Annotated in this window: 15 protein-coding genes; 9 read left to right on the top strand and 6 right to left on the bottom strand. The window is 33.7% G+C overall.

Going from position 1 to position 16,851, the window contains the following annotated elements; translation table 11 throughout:
- The first annotated feature begins 66 nt into the window (after positions 1-66).
- Together OLM51_RS13375 and OLM51_RS13380 are read left to right on the top strand one after the other, a co-directional pair.
- Positions 67-1,197, top strand: a complete 1,131-nt coding sequence (locus tag OLM51_RS13375; RefSeq protein WP_264551103.1) for a DUF4861 domain-containing protein — start codon at positions 67-69, stop codon at positions 1,195-1,197.
- Positions 1,198-1,251: 54 nt separating this feature from the next.
- The gene (locus OLM51_RS13380; RefSeq protein WP_264551104.1) at positions 1,252-2,043 is read left to right on the top strand and encodes a gluconate 5-dehydrogenase; all 792 of its coding nucleotides are present in this window, start codon (positions 1,252-1,254) and stop codon (positions 2,041-2,043) included.
- 320 nt (positions 2,044-2,363) lie between these two features.
- Here the strand turns inward: OLM51_RS13380 and OLM51_RS13385 are convergent, their stop codons facing one another.
- Complete coding sequence (locus OLM51_RS13385) at positions 2,364-3,320, bottom strand: YheT family hydrolase (protein ID WP_264551105.1); 957 nt, start codon at positions 3,318-3,320, stop codon at positions 2,364-2,366.
- Between the two features lie 277 nt (positions 3,321-3,597).
- Between OLM51_RS13385 and OLM51_RS13390 the strand changes: the two genes are divergently transcribed.
- The 5 genes from OLM51_RS13390 to OLM51_RS13410 all read left to right on the top strand — a co-directional run bounded on the left by OLM51_RS13390 (position 3,598) and on the right by OLM51_RS13410 (position 8,937).
- Positions 3,598-3,888: a GNAT family N-acetyltransferase gene (locus OLM51_RS13390; RefSeq protein WP_264551106.1), complete on the top strand. Its 291-nt coding sequence runs from the start codon at positions 3,598-3,600 to the stop codon at positions 3,886-3,888.
- Positions 3,889-4,090: 202 nt separating this feature from the next.
- Entirely contained in the window at positions 4,091-4,972 is an 882-nt protein-coding gene (gene fdhD / locus OLM51_RS13395; protein ID WP_264551107.1) for a formate dehydrogenase accessory sulfurtransferase FdhD, read from the top strand.
- 77 nt (positions 4,973-5,049) lie between these two features.
- Positions 5,050-7,416 (top strand): FdhF/YdeP family oxidoreductase, encoded by a 2,367-nt coding sequence (locus OLM51_RS13400; RefSeq protein WP_264551108.1) that lies wholly within the window; start codon positions 5,050-5,052, stop codon positions 7,414-7,416.
- Between the two features lie 515 nt (positions 7,417-7,931).
- Positions 7,932-8,318, top strand: coding sequence for a T9SS type A sorting domain-containing protein (locus OLM51_RS13405; protein ID WP_264551109.1), 387 nt, complete (start codon positions 7,932-7,934; stop codon positions 8,316-8,318).
- A 109-nt stretch (positions 8,319-8,427) separates the two neighbouring features.
- Entirely contained in the window at positions 8,428-8,937 is a 510-nt protein-coding gene (locus OLM51_RS13410; protein WP_264551110.1) for a hypothetical protein, read from the top strand.
- A 66-nt stretch (positions 8,938-9,003) separates the two neighbouring features.
- On the opposite strand, the gene OLM51_RS13415 is transcribed toward OLM51_RS13410, so the two are convergent.
- A complete protein-coding gene (locus OLM51_RS13415) occupies positions 9,004-10,026 on the bottom strand; it encodes an META domain-containing protein (protein ID WP_264551111.1) in 1,023 nt (340 codons plus the stop codon).
- A 111-nt stretch (positions 10,027-10,137) separates the two neighbouring features.
- On the opposite strand from OLM51_RS13415, the gene OLM51_RS13420 reads away from it, so the two are divergent.
- Together OLM51_RS13420 and OLM51_RS13425 are read left to right on the top strand one after the other, a co-directional pair.
- Positions 10,138-10,464 carry a hypothetical protein gene (locus OLM51_RS13420; protein WP_264551112.1) on the top strand — a complete coding sequence of 109 codons (327 nt, stop codon included), beginning with the start codon at positions 10,138-10,140 and terminating at the stop codon, positions 10,462-10,464.
- A gap of 53 nt (positions 10,465-10,517) precedes the next feature.
- Positions 10,518-11,102, top strand: coding sequence for a helix-turn-helix domain-containing protein (locus tag OLM51_RS13425; protein WP_264551113.1), 585 nt, complete (start codon positions 10,518-10,520; stop codon positions 11,100-11,102).
- A gap of 201 nt (positions 11,103-11,303) precedes the next feature.
- On the opposite strand, the gene OLM51_RS13430 is transcribed toward OLM51_RS13425, so the two are convergent.
- The 4 genes from OLM51_RS13430 to OLM51_RS13445 form a co-directional block, all read right to left on the bottom strand.
- Positions 11,304-12,992, bottom strand: coding sequence for a DUF4983 domain-containing protein (locus OLM51_RS13430; RefSeq protein ID WP_264551114.1), 1,689 nt, complete (start codon positions 12,990-12,992; stop codon positions 11,304-11,306).
- Positions 12,993-13,305: 313 nt separating this feature from the next.
- Positions 13,306-14,013, bottom strand: a complete 708-nt coding sequence (locus tag OLM51_RS13435) for a phosphonatase-like hydrolase (protein WP_264551115.1) — start codon at positions 14,011-14,013, stop codon at positions 13,306-13,308.
- Positions 14,014-14,289: 276 nt separating this feature from the next.
- Complete coding sequence (locus OLM51_RS13440; protein WP_264551116.1) at positions 14,290-15,447, bottom strand: TIGR03364 family FAD-dependent oxidoreductase; 1,158 nt, start codon at positions 15,445-15,447, stop codon at positions 14,290-14,292.
- 38 nt (positions 15,448-15,485) lie between these two features.
- Positions 15,486-16,766 (bottom strand): DUF5690 family protein, encoded by a 1,281-nt coding sequence (locus OLM51_RS13445; protein WP_413614523.1) that lies wholly within the window; start codon positions 16,764-16,766, stop codon positions 15,486-15,488.
- Positions 16,767-16,851: the final 85 nt, after the last annotated feature.

Here is a 16,851-nt window from a genome sequence, read left to right on the forward strand (position 1 = left end):
CAACTATGCCTTTTTTGAGCGGATTTCGAGAAAAATTACATTAAAAAACAACAATTATTGCACGTCATGAAATTAATGAAACTTCACTTTTTACTCGCTTTTGTTTTGCCTTTAGCCACTTTGGCACAAACAAAAGCAACTATTACCATTCAAAACAATTCAGTCGTTAGCCGAAAAGAATCGGTAGTAGCCATAAAATGGAAAACGGTGCTTTCCTCCTTCCCACAAATTGATACAGCCAATTTTGTCGTGATTAACAGCATTACAAAAAAACAAATTCCTTTTCAGCTGGAACACCGCGGACAAGCTGCTATTCAGAATCTATTGGTGCAAATCGACATTAAAGCAAAATCTTCGCTGCATCTTTTCATTCAAAAAGGAAAACCGGAACTCTTTACAGCCAAAACCTATTGCCGTTATGTGCCAGAACGCAAAGACGATTTTGCCTGGGAAAACGATAAAATTGCCTTTAGAACGTACGGAAAAGCACTTGAAAAAACCGAAGGAGACGCCTACGGTTATGATGTTTGGGTAAAACGTACCAGCAAATTAGTTTTAAACGACCGTTACAAACGCGACGATTATCATATCGATCATGGCGATGGTTTAGATTATTATCATGTTGGATTTACGTTGGGCGCAGGAAATATGGCTCCGTTTGTAAAGGATACTATCCGATATTCCGGAAATTATCATCATTGGAAAATTTTAGACAATGGCCCGCTTCGATCTACTTTTCAATTAAGTTATGATGCCTGGAATGCCGGCGGTATAAAAGTTAAAGCCGTAAAAATCATTTCGCTTGATGCAGGTTCCCAATTAAACCGAATCGAAAACATCTACACATTCGACGATAACAATTCAATGCCGGTTGTGGTTGGAATTATCAGACGCGAAAAACAAGGTATAATAGACTTAAACGAGCAGCAGGGAATTATGAGTTACTGGGAACCTGCTTCTGAAAAAGACGGAACTACGGCTGTAGGCTCTATATTAAGCACTCCTGCCAATAAAATGTGGGTCGATAAAGAGCAGTTATTGGCCAAAACTTCAGTTAAGAATAACGAACCAATCGTGTACTATTCGGGTGCAGCGTGGGATAAAGCTGGCCAAATAACCAATTCAAAACAATGGCAGGATTACTTAGATCACTTTAATCAGGAACTTCAAAATCTTTTGATTATAAATGTAAAATAGTTCAACATCAAACACAAAATAATACAATTATTAATAACCAAAAACTTAAAAAAAATGTCAATTAACTTATTTGATTTAACGGAAAAAACAGCGCTTATTACAGGAGGAGTTCATGGTCTGGGAATGGCAATGGCCAAAGGACTTGGGCATGCAGGTGCAAAAATTGTGGTAAACGACCATTCATCGCAGGAAGCTGTAGATAATGCCATTTCCGAATACAAAGCCGAAGGAATCGAAGCACACGGCTATCTATTTGATGTAACCGATGAAGCTGCTGTAATTGCCGCTATTAACAAAATAGAAACCGAAGTTGGCCCAATAGATATTTTAATAAACAATGCCGGAATCATCAAAAGAACGCCTATAATCGAAATGGAAGTCGCAGATTTTGAAGCGGTAATAAAAGTAGATTTAACTGGTCCTTTTATCGTTTCTAAAAATGTAGCAAAAGGAATGATAGAACGCGGAGGAGGAAAAATCATAAACATGTGTTCGATGATGAGCGAATTAGGAAGAGATTCTGTAAGTGCGTACGCATCGGCAAAAGGCGGACTAAAAATGCTGACCAAAAATATGGCTACAGAATGGGCTAAATTTAATATTCAGACTAACGGAATTGGCCCGGGATATTTCGCCACAAGCCAAACCGCTCCTATTCGAGTAAACGGACATCCTTTTAACGAATTTATTATGGGCAGAACGCCAGCAGGACGTTGGGGAGATCCAGATGATCTGCAAGGTGCTGCTATATTTTTAAGCTCAAAAGCAAGTGACTTTGTAAACGGACATATTGTATATGTTGATGGTGGAATTTTAGCTACCATAGGAAAACCATCTAACGAATAATAGTATATAGAAACATAGTTTTTCCATCTAACAAAAATCGTTTCGCTTATTCAAAACAAACATAGCTTATTATTTTTAAGTTATGTTTTTAAAATTAAAGCTATTCCCGATAGGTATCGGGATAAAGAATTAAAAAAGATTAAAAAAAATCTTCAAGATCTACTAAATCTGCGGGAAAAAATATCCCGCAGAATTCTATATACTTAAACACAGTGCTAACAATAAAAACTGTTTTTATAAGGAAACAGTTAAATACTGTAATTAGAAACTGATAAATATTTATAGTTTTTGGAGAAATCCAGCTTTTATTTATTAACTGGTTACCAGGATTTAAAAAACTCATAAGCTCTTTTTTCTGCATATGAATAGGTCGAATTGCGCAACGGAAAAGCACAGTGTCCACCATATTTTGGAGTTTCCAGATAAACATATTCGCTTTCCTGAGCGATAGCTCTCGGATAACATCTTTCGCCTAAAAAAGGATCATCAAGTGAATTGATAATTAAAACCGGAGTTGTAATATTTTTAAGAGAAAACTCTGGAGAAACACGCTGATAATAATCATCCCGACTTGCGAAACCATGCAGCGGTGCAGTAAAATACTGATCAACTTCATCAAAAGAAGAAATTTTATCAATCTGATCGCGATTTATAAAATCAGGAAACTGTATTGCTTTGTATTTTAGTTTTCTTTTAATATCAATGGTAAAATTCTTTAAATAAACCTTGTTAAATCCTTGTTTGAGTACCTCTGCACTTGTGGCAATATGTGTTGGCACCGAAATTGAAACGGCAGCCTTTATGCGTTTATCGATTTTTGTCCAGCCTAAATAATTCAAAAGCTGAACACCACCCATTGAATATCCAATCAAATAAACCTCTTTGAATCCTTTTTGTAAAACAAACTGTACCACTTCATCAAGATCATCAACAGCACCGTGATGATATAATCTCGGAAGACGGTTCATTTCTCCTCCACAAGTACGATTGTTCCATGCAAAAACAGAAAAACCTCGTTGTTGAAAATAAGCCGCACAACTATTATTATAAGTTCTGCGCGAATCGCCTTCTAAACCATGGCAAAGAATAACTGCTTTTTTGGGATCACCTATAACAAAATCAATATTGATAAAATCTCCATCGTTTAACTCCTGCTTTTCTCTTGTATAGTTAGGAACTTCAAACTTTTTAAACAAAGCAGCATAAATAGTAGAAATATGCCTATTACGATAAATAATAGAAGGATCATTATATTCTGATTGTTCAATAATTGGCATGATTAAAAAGTTTTTGTGGTACTTTATACAAAGCTAAGAAATCAATCCATATGTAATTTAATACTGTCTTTTTTTTATTTTACTTTTTAGAGCTCTCAATCAATTAAGAGAATAAATTCATAAAATAGCAAAATATGATCTCCTATATGAGATACAGCGATAGCAAGAGACAAATATTGTTACTTCTTAATCCAGGTTAAGCGATACCTATTTCATTATTTAATAAATTTACAATGCAAACAACGCTACAAATGCGATACATTAATTAATAAAAAAGATGGAAACAATAAAACTAGAATTAGACGAAAAAAAACACGGCGCCTTTAATCTTTATGTTGATGATAAAAAAATAGGCGAAATGACCGTAAGCATTAAACCCGGCTTATTAACCGTATACCACACTGGAATTGAACCAGAAGGTGAAGGGAAAGGTTATGCAAAGAAATTATTGGAAGAGATGGTAGCTTATGTACGTGCCAATAATCTGAAAGTTTTACCTCTTTGCCCTTACGTTCATGCACAATTCAAAAGACATCCGGATGAGTATGAAGATATCTGGAAAAAGTAATTTATCTTTTAAAATTAAACACACAGAAGCATCGTTTTTAAACTTTACAAAAGTACCGACATAGAGTATTTTCTGTAAGCAAGCGAAATTGCAGCCGTATAAAATTTGTGCCTTTATTTGCATACGAATACGCTCCAAATAAAAGACCTCTTTCAATCAAATTTTTATTAAATTTACCTATCAATTTTTATAATCCGCTTTTATGGAAATAAATAATCCGGAATTAGTTTCCATTAAAGAAGTACCTATTAGAAAGGTTACCGGTTTTAAAAGTTTATCTTTATCTGATACTCTTTCTATTGAAGAACCGTTGGAAATAAGAATTCAATACGGGCCAATAAATCAAAGAGTGCATAAAAGCATTTCTGTGACCATGAGAACTCCCGGTCATGATGAAGAACTTGCAATAGGATTTCTATTTACAGAAGGAATAATTTCATCTTATCACGTCGTTAAAAATGTATCTCATGTAGAATTAGAATGTAAATTAAAAAAGAAAAACATTGTTCTTGTCGAACTTATAGAAGACTTTGTTCCTCATTTGATGCAGGCAGATCGTAATTTCTATACTACTTCAAGCTGTGGGGTTTGTGGGAAAGGTTCTATTGAAGCTATAAAAACAGTTAGCCCTTTTAAGTCTCTTACTAAACAAAACTTAAATATTTCACCCGATGTATTATATCATTTGCCTCAAAAATTAAAAAGGGCTCAAAATAATTTTGCTGCAACAGGCGGGATTCACGCAGCTGGCTTATTTTCTGTTGAGGGGGATCTTAAACTTTTACGGGAAGATGTTGGCAGGCATAACGCTCTCGACAAATTAATTGGTAATTCATTAAACACTCACCTACTGCCATTAAATCAGTATATTTTACTTCTTAGCGGAAGAGCTAGTTTCGAGTTAATTCAAAAAGCTGCTATGGCAGGCATATCTGTTGTGGCAGCAATTGGTGCTCCATCAACCCTTGCACTGGAATTATCCATAGAGCTCAACATTACCCTTTTGGGATTTCTTAAAGAAGACAGATTTAATATCTATAATTCTTCTGATGAAGTATCGATACAAACTACTGATCAAAACTAAAAGCAATAATTAGGCGTACACCGTTATAATTCACTTTACTTAAAACTTCTGCACTCCACTATTTAAACTGAAAAGCTATGAAAGAGGACAAACCTAAAAAAAATATCGGGCAAGAAAATAAAATACCCGATGCCGAAAACCCATATACGCTTTTAGACTTAAAATTAACAAAAGTAAAAAACTGGGCAGCGGGTGTCCCTGGAGTTGTAGCAGCTTTTAGTGATCTAATAGAAGAAAAAACAATTGTACGAGGAACAAAAGCATTGTTTCAGATGAATCAGAAGGGTGGTTTTGATTGCCCAAGTTGTGCATGGCCCGATCCTGACGATGAACGATCTGTACTGGGCGAATATTGCGAAAACGGAGTTAAAGCATTAGCCGAGGAAGCTACTACAAAAAAAATAACTCCTGATTTTTTTAAAGAAAATTCAGTTTATACCCTAGCTACATTAGATGATTACCAGATTGGAAAATTAGGAAGACTGACCAGCCCAATGTATTTGCCAAAAAATGGCACCCATTATGAACCAATTAGCTGGGATAATGCATTTCAAAAAATTGCGCAACATCTTAATGCACTAGAGTCTCCTGATGAGGCCGCTTTTTATACCTCCGGAAGAACCAGCAATGAAGCTTCTTTTCTCTATCAGCTCTTTGCAAAAGAATATGGCACTAACAATATGCCAGATTGCTCAAATATGTGCCACGAAACATCAGGATCGGCGTTAAGGACCACTATCGGAATTGGTAAAGGTACAGTAACACTGGATGATTTTTACGACACCGATGTAATCGTAATTATTGGTCAAAACCCTGGAACTAATGCCCCAAGAATGCTGAGTGCTTTGTCAAGAGGTAAAAAGAACGGAGCAAAAATTATTGCGATCAATCCCCTGCCCGAAGCGGGTTTAATGGGATTTAGAAATCCGCAGGAAATTAATGGTGTTCTTAGTAGTGGCATTAAACTGGCTGATCTTTATCTGCCTGTAAAAATAAATGGTGATATGGCTTTACTAAAAGCGATCGAAATCCTTTTAATTGAATTTGAAAAGAAAAACCCGGGCAAGGTATTCGATTATGATTTTATAAAAGAAAAAACCACTGGTTACGATGCATTTCTTCAGCAATTTGATCAATACAATCTTGATGATCTGGCTCAGCTTTCGGGAGTTTCTAAAGAAGCACTATATGAAGCAGCTGAAATTATAGCCTTCAGAAAACGAATTATAGTTTGTTGGGGAATGGGACTTACACAACAACCCAATGGTGTTGAAATGATCAGGGAAATTCTCAATATACTGTTGTTGAAAGGAAGTATTGGCAAACCAGGCGCCGGTGTATGTCCTGTTCGTGGGCATAGTAATGTTCAGGGCAACAGAACAATGTTAATTGATGAAAAACCTACTAATGAACAACTGGATCGTTTGCAGGCCTATTATGGTTTTAATCCTCCACGTAAACACGGATACGACGTTGTCAGAGCTATTAAAGCAATGCACGAGGAAAAGATAAAACTGTTATTCTCAATGGGAGGTAATTTTTTATCTGCCACGCCTGATACAAATTATACGGCTAATGCTCTAAGAAAACTTAATCTAACGGTTTGTGTTTCTACCAAATTAAACCGCACACATCTAATTCATGGACAAGAGGCACTTATACTACCAACATTGTCACGAAGCGATATTGACTTGATTAATGGTGAAATACAGTTTGTTACTACCGAAAACTCTATGGGCGTAGTACAATCTTCAAAAGGTATACTTACACCAGTATCAGATGATCTCATTAATGAAATGCAAATTGTCTGTAGAATGGCTATGGCCACTTTAGGGAAAAAATCGGTTATTGACTGGCAGCGCTATCATGACAGCTACGACAATGTGAGAGATGCTATTGAAAATTGCATTCCTGGTTTTGAAAATTACAACATAAGAGCACGCCAAAAAGGAGGTTTTTATTTGCCTAATGCTGCACGGGACGGACAGTTTATCACTAAAGATTTTGGTGATCGTGCACCATTTACTTTAACAGTAATACCAGACAATAAACTAGCTCATGATGAGTATATGATGGCAACCACCCGAACACACGACCAGTTTAATACCACAATTTATGGTCTTGATGATCGCTATCGCGGTGTAAAAAACGAACGCAGGGTAATCTTCATGAACCCAAAAGATATCCAACAAGCAGGTTTTAAAGCTGGTGATAAAGTTGATTTATTCAATTATGACGATAATATCGAACGAATTGCTCCTTTATTTATCATTATTTCTTATGAAATCCCAGAGAAAAACACTGTTACTTATTTTCCCGAAACCAACGTTTTAGTTTCTGTTAATAATGTAGTTAAAGATAGTAATATGCCTGCATCAAAATATGTGAAGATCAAGATCAAAAAACACGATCCTAAAATTTACGAAAGAATCAATAAGTTGTGATTAATAAAATCTTGTCCTGAAATATAATTTTAAAGAGACAACACTTCTTATTTGATACAACTTTTAGGCTAAACTTTTCTGCTTTGGTTTTCTGCTTCATTTTGATGCAGAAAACCTGAGTTATTGTACCCATCATAAATATTAAATCTGAACTTTTCAACTATATTCTAATACATAGTCTTTGAGCGTAGCCTCAATTTCATTGTCTGAAATTGATTAAAAAGAAACGAATTCTTATCCTTTATAAATTTACTCCGCAATAGATTTTTCTTGTTTCAATCTATTATTTCCCCGCAATTCCCTATCAATTTACTAAGGTATTGATAATCAATTATTTTTCTATTAAACACAAAAAAATATAACAAAAATAGCGTTTTATGCATATTTTTTAACAAAAACGGTGAATAATCTATAATTCAGCATTTTACGTATCAAAAAAAAGCCTTTTCTTACATATAATTTAATTTCTTTCGTAATTTTGCGCCTTCAAAAACTGAATACCAAATAATTAACAAATGACAAATTTTACCAAAGCAGGTCTTGTTATGACCTTGCTATTAACAACAATTTTTACCTACGCCAGTCACCGAAAAGGAGATTACATCCTGAACATTGCAACCGGAAATGGCAAAATAATTAGCTTTACTCTTGAGTCTACTGAAAAATCTACTTTCTCAATTTTTGATGAAAAACACAATTTAGTTTACAGCGGAGAATCTGCAACAAACAATTTAGAAGTTTCTAAAACAATAAGCTTAGAAAATTATGCTGCAGGAATTTATTTCCTGGAAGTTACTCAAAACGGTAAAGTCGAAAAACACGAAATTAAAGTTACCTCGCAAAAATTAAAAGTTACAAAATTAGACCAGACTGTAAATCAAAGTCCTTCATTACGTCGATAATCACCTTTTTTGTCCCAAACAAAAAAAATAAAAAACAGCTGTTTTTAAAAGCTGTTTTTTATTCGTTTCTATGTGAAAAATTTCACTTAAATACCCTAAATCCAAGTGTATGATAATAGAAGATTGGCAAGATTTAGTCTCCGTCTACGAAAAAGAGAATGATTGGAAAGCGTTATTTCGTTACTTAAATATTATTGAAAACAAACTTAATCAGGCAGATCGTTTAAATCTTTGTGTCAGAATAATGTTTTTAACTGCATATGCATTTTTAAAAAAGAGCTATTCTCAAGAGGAAGAGATTTATGGCAAGAATAAATTAAGCATTCTGTTTAATAAGTATTTTGAAGAATTTAAAGATGATTCTGATTTTTTGTTCTGTATTGCAGTCATAACAGATCTGAATCCTTCGGCTTTTAATCTGGATTTAAATGATTCAGATAAATTTTTAGATGATTCTATAATAATGTCCAATGGCATAAAACTGTATTTAAACTGGTTTTTAGTGACCAAAAAAAGAATATATCTCGAACGTGATTATTTAAATTCTGAGTTTATAAGATCATGGGAAATGCAAAAAGGAAGATTAGGAGAATATGTGGTAGAATTCCTGAAAAAATAATGCTTTTTTTATAATACAACAAAGCCTGACGGGGTTCGTCAGGCTTTGTCATTTATATAGTAAGGTTTACTTTGTAACTCCAAACATCATTACTAGTTTATCATCAAGATAAAAATTCAAGGTCTGATCTGCCACATCAAAACGCAAGTCTTTATTATTTAAGAAAGACAGCATTTTTTGTTCTGTTTTATTCGAATCATCACCAATACATGCCATTAGAGTAGTTTTCATCTGACTGAAAACAACATGATCATCAGTGTTTGAATATGTACCTGAAAAATTATTACAGCCCGTATTTCCGCTTACTCTTTTTTCAGCAATATCAAATTTGATAGAAGCGCGGCCATAGTCCTGTCCTACGTTTTCAAGCATAATTAATTTCCAATTATTTTTTCCAATAAAACTCCAAAGATCACTTTGAGTTGGTATAGAAAATTCCATAATTGTTTTATTTTTTACACTTTTAAATTGTACTTTATTATTTTTCTTTACAATTTTAAACGTCTTGTTTTTTATTGCTTTGGTAAACTCCCCTTCCAATTTCATGCTCTCATCATTACAAGCCATTAAAGTTCCAAAAGGAGAATCGGTTTTGATCTGATTTTTTGCAGAAAGTTTGGTATACTTTACATTAAAGTTATTACATCCGTTTTTACCACTTATTGTACCAGTTTCGTCGTTAATTGTGATAAACGCTTTTCCGCTGTTTATCTTTTTCCCGTTTAACTGGGTTAAAATCATTTTGGTGTTATAAATTCCTTTTTCGGTATTTACAGGTGTTTTCGAGATAACACTTTTCAGTTTATACTGGTATGCAGACGCATCAGCCGGAATAGGTTCTGGTCTTTTTGTTCTGGTTACCATTATCTCATATCGATTTCCTTTTTCAAAATTAAAGCCTTCAATATGGTCGTAAAAAAGCTGCCAGTCTTTATCCTTGTCATACTTTACCTGTAGACATTCCATAGGAGCAACACCTGTGCAAGGCACTTTACTTTCTTTTACAAACATTTTTAAATTTTCCTGACCGTATGTAAATGTTGATAATAATACTACCACAAAAACATACATACTTTTAAATCTTTTCATTCTTTTAATTTTTAGAATACCTATAAGTACTCTGATTATTCAATGTTTTTTTGCTTGCATTAATTGTGCCATTTCAAAAATGAGAATGTTTTTAACTTTTTTTTATAGCACATGAAATCACCAGAAAGATACGATTTTAATTCTGTAAAATACTTACAATACTGTTTAACAATAACTTCATTTAAAAGATTTACACCTGAGTTTGTTTTAATAAAAAATACTGCCATGACAAACATTTTAATAGTTTTAGTAGTTATTTTCTTTATTTTCTGCCAACAAAAAAATAAGGCTCCTTCCCTTTCAACTTTAAATTCAATTATTATTTTAAGGTACAGCTTGAAATTAAAAAAGGAATTAAATAGAGATTCTAATCCTTTGCTAAAGAATATTTCTATTGATTTTTTTATGTTTATGAGCCTCTTCTTTCTCCTGCATTAAAAAGTTTTCTTCTTAATTGTATTATATTTACCATTTAAAGTGAATTTTAAATTATGGAAGATTTTTTAATTGGTATCGGGAAAAGATTAAAAGAAATTAGAAAGAAAAATGCCTTAACTATACATGAAGTTGCCAACAGAGCCGGCGTAAGCAACGGACTGATTTCAAGAATTGAAAATGGCAGAACTATTCCTTCTTTACCGGTTTTAATTGAACTTATACATTCCTTAGAGACTGATGTTACTTATTTTTTTGAAGGGGTAAAAAACATCAAAAATTCTAAATATATCCATATTAAAAAAGAAGATTATCAAAAAATAGAAAAAGAAGACCGATCTGAAACAAAAGGGTTTAACTACTATCATATCTTTAGCAAAAGTATTAATTCTATTGGTTTTGAAGCGGTAATTCTTGAAGTAGAACCGGATAGTAAACGCGAAAAAGTAATTACAGATGCCTGGGAATTTAAATATATCATCAAAGGAAGTGTAACCTATATTATTGATGATGTAGAAGTAACGGTAAACGAAGGCGATTCTTTATGTTTTAACGGAAGACTTCCGCACGTACCTGAAAACAGAACCCCGGAAAATTGTGTAATGCTGGTGCTTTATTTTTATTCTGAAAGTAATAGTTGATTTTTAACCGCAAAGAGCGCTAAGGTTTACGCAAAGTTCGCAAAGCTTTTTTTAGCCACGAATTCACGAATTAGTGCGATAAAAATCCTTTTAATCTGTGTAATCTGTGGCTAAAAACTTTGCGGTTAAACACAGAAAAGGTTACCTCAAAAAATCGAGGCAACCTTTTATAAAAACAAAAAACACAATTCTAAATATATTTTAATTTCCCGCAGGAAGCCAGGAACGACCGTCTAATGACCATCCTGAATTAATTGGCACACCAAACCACTGCAGGGATGAATAAGCAATATCTACCATTTTTGGAACAACTCCAGTTGCAGTTCCGCATTTTAAAGTTGCTGTACTGGTTGTCCATGTTGGTGTAGTAGAAAAAGCAAGATTTATTTGTTTTGAACTTGAATCTGTAAAGTTGTTTCCAGTTCCGTTATCCCTTTTCCAATATCCTATAAGATTTAAATAGTCAGGATGCAAAGTCGTAACAGAAGAACAGGTATAGTTTAAAATCGAAGCTTCAGAAAGTGCTTTATTCCAAACACGAACCTCAGCAATGTTTCCGTTTACGTTGGCACCATAAGTCAGTGTTCCGTCTTGTCCGACAGCAAAAGGCAATCCCGAAGTCAAACTTCCAAAACTGGCAACAATCGCTGCCTGACCAACAAAAGCGCCATCTTGATAGGTTTTAACCAACTTTGCTGTACGATCTACAACCAATGTTAAATGGTGCCATTTTCCGTCATTAATACTTCCTCCCGAAATATCTACACGATTCTGAGTATCTCCGATATTTACTTTCCAGGTTCCTCCGGTATTGGCGCAAATTACAAATCCGCGGTTCTTACCACTTACCCAGTTTTTATTCGAAACTATTGATGGATCGCTTGAATAACCGGAAGTTTTTACCCGGCATTCAATAGTAAAACTTGAAGTTCCGAAATTATAAAGAGCATTATTGGTTGAAGCATAAATACTATTAGTATTAAAATTGGCAAATTTACCTGTAATAGTGGTTGTAGGATCAACTGGTTTTTCGATTTTAGTCGAAGCGAAATTCTTATTGTTGAAGATGGTAAAAATATTTCGCTCTTCATAAGATGATCCGCCATGAGATCCTGTTGAACCTGTAACAATTCCGCCATGATCTGGTGCAATGATTACCAGCCAGTCTTCATTGGCATAATTAGGCCTGTTTTTCAAAGCTGTCAAGATTTCTCCAATATACCCGTCAGTTGTTTCGACAGAAGCCTTGTATTGCGGAACATTTACAGAAAATCCATAACTGTGGCCGGCGTGATCGACATCATCAAAATGCATAAATAAAGCATCCGGATTATCGTTTGTAAGTGCTGCCACCACTTCATTTTTAACAGCCAAATCTGTAGTCAGTGTTTTTTCAACATCAATTCCGTCAACAATATAGGTATTGATTGGCGCCCAATGCACGATTGACATTGTTTTTAATGCTGCATTATACGTTTCCAGACGTTTTAGAAAACTTGGATAAGTTCCGAAATTCGGACTTGAAAATGAATTGTCTGTTACCCCATGTTTTAAATGCGTAACTCCGCTTAACATGGTAGACCAGCCATTTCCACTCCAGGTTGGCGCTTCGGTCAAAGCATCTAAACTGTAAACTGAATTAGAAAGTAAAGCATGTACATTTGGTGTATTGGCTCCCATTAAAGCATCGCCACGACAACCATCGATACCAATAATAAGCAACTTTTTTACACCACTGCTTACTACAGCAGATTTCCCGGTTTTAGCGCTGTTTTTTGCTGTAGTTATTGCTTTTTCATCGCTTGTTAGTGCTGGATCATTTGTACATGAAGTGACTAAAAGTACACTTGCAAGAATTGTAACGTAACTTAATCTAAAAATCTTTTTCATTGGGTTGAATTGTTTTATGGGTTACTATTAATTTACTTGTAAAACTTTTTCCTGCAGGGATTTTATTCTAACTAATTAATTTAATCGTTTAATACATAGAAACATACTTTTAAGTTTATAAAAGATGCTTTTTTCAAAATAGAATGTCTGTATTTTTTCACGCTCCCGATAGCTATCGGGATTGCAGATTTAGCAGATTTTTTTTTCAAATCTTTTTAATCCTTTAATCTGTGGCAATAACGATCTACATCCAAATAAGTAAAACGCCTTTTTTGAATATCTAAATTTTATGTTTCTATGTATTTAGAATATTTTAATTCATAATGCTGTATAATGAAGCCAGAGAATCTAAGATATAATCGGGTTTGGCTTCCTCTAACTGTACTCTGGTTTGTGCTCCTGATAAAACACCAATTGTAATACCACATTTTGCGTTTTTACCTTCTTCAATATCAATAGCAGAATCTCCGGCTTTGATTACCTTAGAAGCATCTGCAATATCAAAAAGCTGCATGGCTTTAAATATCATATCCGGAAAAGGTCTTCCTAATTCAACATCATCGGCTGTAATTAATGCATCATACTGAATACCTTTTTTCCAATTTAACTTCTCTAATAATGCATTGGCCACTAAACTGTTGTAACCTGTATTTAAAACTACTTTTACACCATCTTTTTTCAGGTTTTCTATCACGTTTTCAACACCTTCAATAGGTAAAACCTTTGCTGTTAGATACTCCTGATCCAGTATTTCGATGAAATATTCAAATATTAAATCTGTTTTTTCTGTGTCGGTAATATTGATGTATTTTAAGATGTCTTTTATAGCCTGATATTTTTCCTTTCCCGCTCCCAGAGACAAAACCAATTCCAGCGAAACATCAATTCCGAATTTATTAATAGATTTATGCAGAGACTTGTAAACTATATTTTGCTCATTGATAGTTGTACCGGCCATATCAAAAACGACCATTTCAATTTCATTCATTTTCATTTTGTGTGTATTTATTTTTATAAACATGTCATTACATGTTTGAGAGTATTTATTCGAATAAAATCTATTCTTCTATGTGTTAAAAATGTTTTTTGCCACAGATTAAAGGATTAAAAAGATTAAAAAATGTTTGCCACAAATTGCACTAATTTTCACTAATAATTTTTTATTCGTTTGTGAAATTTATAAGTGTTTAATTTTCCTTGCAGATTGCTTCTTCTGTTCGCTATCACTAGGGTTGTAGATTTCGCTGATTTAAAGAAAAATCATTTTAATCTGTGCAATCTGTGGCTTTAAAAAAAGTTATGCATTAAAAATTTTATCAATATTATGTTTGGCAAATCCGGCACTTCCTGTCATTCCTTTGCCTCCAATTCCTGTTATGATGTGAATGTTTTCTCCAATTGTATGCTCAAAAATATCTTTGGTTTTGCATTGAGAGTACATCCCGAACCATCTGCTTTGGATTTCGTACGTTGGCAGATCAATGATTTTTTTGGCTTCTTCAATCATAAAATGATCGATATCCATATTCAAATCAAATCCTAAAGAATCTATTTCTTTTGCGCTGGCATATTCATGTGAATCTCCTAAAATTACAGATCCGTCTAAAGCTTGTTTAAATAAAATATGAACACCGTATTTTTTCTCAAAACTCTCCGGATTTTCTTTTGCTTTTATCGCCGCATATGATTTACATTCTTCAAATGATTCATACCTTCTAATCGTTAATCCGGTTAAAATAGAACCATCCAGTTTATAATTCTGTTGTGGCTTGGTTTGCAACATCTGAAGTTTAGAAACAATCAGATCGCTGTTATTATAAATTTCCGGATATAAAATTTTAAAATCGCTTCCGTTGCAGATAATGATTTTCGAAGCTTTGTACTCCACTCCTGTCGAAGTTGTTGCGATTACTTCACTAAATTTGTCTTCAGTATGAACAACAGTCGTATTCATAAATAAATCAAGACCTAAATTGGTGGTCATATACTGATGTAATTTATGAATCATGGTTGAAGGTTCTACCGTAACTTCCTGCGGAAAAAATAACCCTCCCGTACAATAATCAGATCGCAAACCACTATATTTTGCCAGACATTGTTCTTTTGTCAGTAAATTAGATTCGTAATCGTTTGCCATATTAATCTCGTGCAATTCTTCTATCAATTGCATTTCTTCTTCGTTTGAGGCTAAATAAACTGTTCCGTTCTGACGAAGACTGATATCAAACTGCGATTGAATATCTTTATAAATCTTTAAACTTTCTTTCCCAAAATTCTGCCATTTTCTATCCATTCCTGATGGTACAACCTGACCAAAATTTCTAACGGTGGCTCCTTCCGGTTTGGTGTTTTTTTCTAAAATGGCAACAGACATTCCTTTTAATAAGGCATGATAGGCATGAAATGTACCCAAAACCCCTGATCCAACTATGATTAAATCATATTTATCTTTCATGTGTAAATTGTTTTTGTGTTTTATAATTTTTCCTTTGTTCAAGTGTATAAAGGAGTTGTACTGATTTTTGTTTGTTTTTTGAATTTTCTTTTAAAGTAATTAAAAGACATTACTGCAGTTATCGTCCCTACAAAGGATAACAGATAAATACAAGTGGTAAAAAAACTTAAAAGCGAAATATCCTTATTTCCGAAATTTTTAAATAATAAAACCAAAACGCTTCCCAAATAGCCAAAAGCATCAGCTATGTAAATTAAAAAACCTGCGTTTCCGTCTATTTTATAGGTAGCAATCATTCGGTCAAAAAACAAACCATTAAACGGAATATAGCAAATGTACATGCCAAATCCTGAGATTATCATCCACGGAAGTGGTGCCATTAAATGTTTTTGAAACAAGAATGTAGCTGCTCCAATAAGTACAGAACCTATGAATAATACCAAATGATAATTTTTGAAGGCTTTGTAGTTATTTTTCATACTCCCTAAAAACCCTAAAATAACCAAAACCGAAATTGCAATAGGAATCTCTGAATACATATAGATTGAAATGCTTTCTTTATAACCTAGTGAATCCCATAATTCTCTGGCGAAATTATCTCTGAACTCTCTCATTGCTGTTAACATGGCATAGAATACAATAATTGCCGTTAACGGAAAAGCAAATTGTCTGAACAATGAAGCGCGCTCTTTTTTGCCAAGTGGCTTTCGTTTTGATCGCAAGGCCAGATCTTCATGATCCGGATTTGGAATTTTTTCCAAAAACAATGAAAATACAATTAACGGAATAATAAAAAAAAGACCCGAAACAAAAGGCATCCAGAACTCGGTACAGCCTAAAACTTTCAATACAAATACGCCAACCGATTTTGCTGCTCCGGAAGAAACTATAAAACTGGAACATAAAATAACGCCTAATAATTCGGTTGTTCTTCTCCCTTCGATATAAGAAAATACAATTCCCCAAATCATTCCCAAAGGCAGTCCGTTGATAAATAAAAACAGAATGTTGTATGGTGCGGGCACTAAAGCAAAACCTAAAAGGGCCAATTCTGAAATACCGATAAAACTTATTAAGTATAAAATTCGTTTAGACGATTTTAATTCGGATATTATTTTGATACCTAAAAACTTAGAAAACGTATATCCTAAAACCTGTGCCAGAATCAATAAGATTTTATAATCAATTCCCCAGAAAGACATATTGTCGAATGTAGCTACCGTAAACGGTTTTCTAAAAGCATACATACAAAAATAAGTGCCAAATGCTGCTATGGATGTTTTGAGTATAAAGCTGAAATTAGACGCTTTTGATGCCATTAGTTCCTTAATATTAGAGTGATAATAATGCTTTGAATTTTAAAACCCGTTGAGTGCAGTTCGATCAAAAAAAATAAACTGTAAA

The sequence above is a fragment of the Flavobacterium sp. N2038 genome (assembly GCF_025947185.1).
Lineage (GTDB): Bacteria > Bacteroidota > Bacteroidia > Flavobacteriales > Flavobacteriaceae > Flavobacterium.

Coding starts and splice junctions, on each gene's coding strand:
- OLM51_RS13400 (WP_264551108.1), top strand. CDS start 5,050: ATGAAAGAGGACAAACCTAAAAAAAATATCGGGCAAGAAAATAAAATA.
- OLM51_RS13445 (WP_413614523.1), bottom strand. CDS start 16,766: ATGGCATCAAAAGCGTCTAATTTCAGCTTTATACTCAAAACATCCATA.
- OLM51_RS13375 (WP_264551103.1), top strand. CDS start 67: ATGAAATTAATGAAACTTCACTTTTTACTCGCTTTTGTTTTGCCTTTA.
- OLM51_RS13405 (WP_264551109.1), top strand. CDS start 7,932: ATGACAAATTTTACCAAAGCAGGTCTTGTTATGACCTTGCTATTAACA.
- OLM51_RS13385 (WP_264551105.1), bottom strand. CDS start 3,320: ATGCCAATTATTGAACAATCAGAATATAATGATCCTTCTATTATTTAT.
- OLM51_RS13425 (WP_264551113.1), top strand. CDS start 10,518: ATGGAAGATTTTTTAATTGGTATCGGGAAAAGATTAAAAGAAATTAGA.
- OLM51_RS13435 (WP_264551115.1), bottom strand. CDS start 14,013: ATGTTTATAAAAATAAATACACACAAAATGAAAATGAATGAAATTGAA.
- OLM51_RS13410 (WP_264551110.1), top strand. CDS start 8,428: ATGATAATAGAAGATTGGCAAGATTTAGTCTCCGTCTACGAAAAAGAG.
- OLM51_RS13390 (WP_264551106.1), top strand. CDS start 3,598: ATGGAAACAATAAAACTAGAATTAGACGAAAAAAAACACGGCGCCTTT.
- OLM51_RS13440 (WP_264551116.1), bottom strand. CDS start 15,447: ATGAAAGATAAATATGATTTAATCATAGTTGGATCAGGGGTTTTGGGT.
- OLM51_RS13430 (WP_264551114.1), bottom strand. CDS start 12,992: ATGAAAAAGATTTTTAGATTAAGTTACGTTACAATTCTTGCAAGTGTA.
- OLM51_RS13380 (WP_264551104.1), top strand. CDS start 1,252: ATGTCAATTAACTTATTTGATTTAACGGAAAAAACAGCGCTTATTACA.
- fdhD (WP_264551107.1), top strand. CDS start 4,091: ATGGAAATAAATAATCCGGAATTAGTTTCCATTAAAGAAGTACCTATT.
- OLM51_RS13420 (WP_264551112.1), top strand. CDS start 10,138: ATGAAATCACCAGAAAGATACGATTTTAATTCTGTAAAATACTTACAA.
- OLM51_RS13415 (WP_264551111.1), bottom strand. CDS start 10,026: ATGAAAAGATTTAAAAGTATGTATGTTTTTGTGGTAGTATTATTATCA.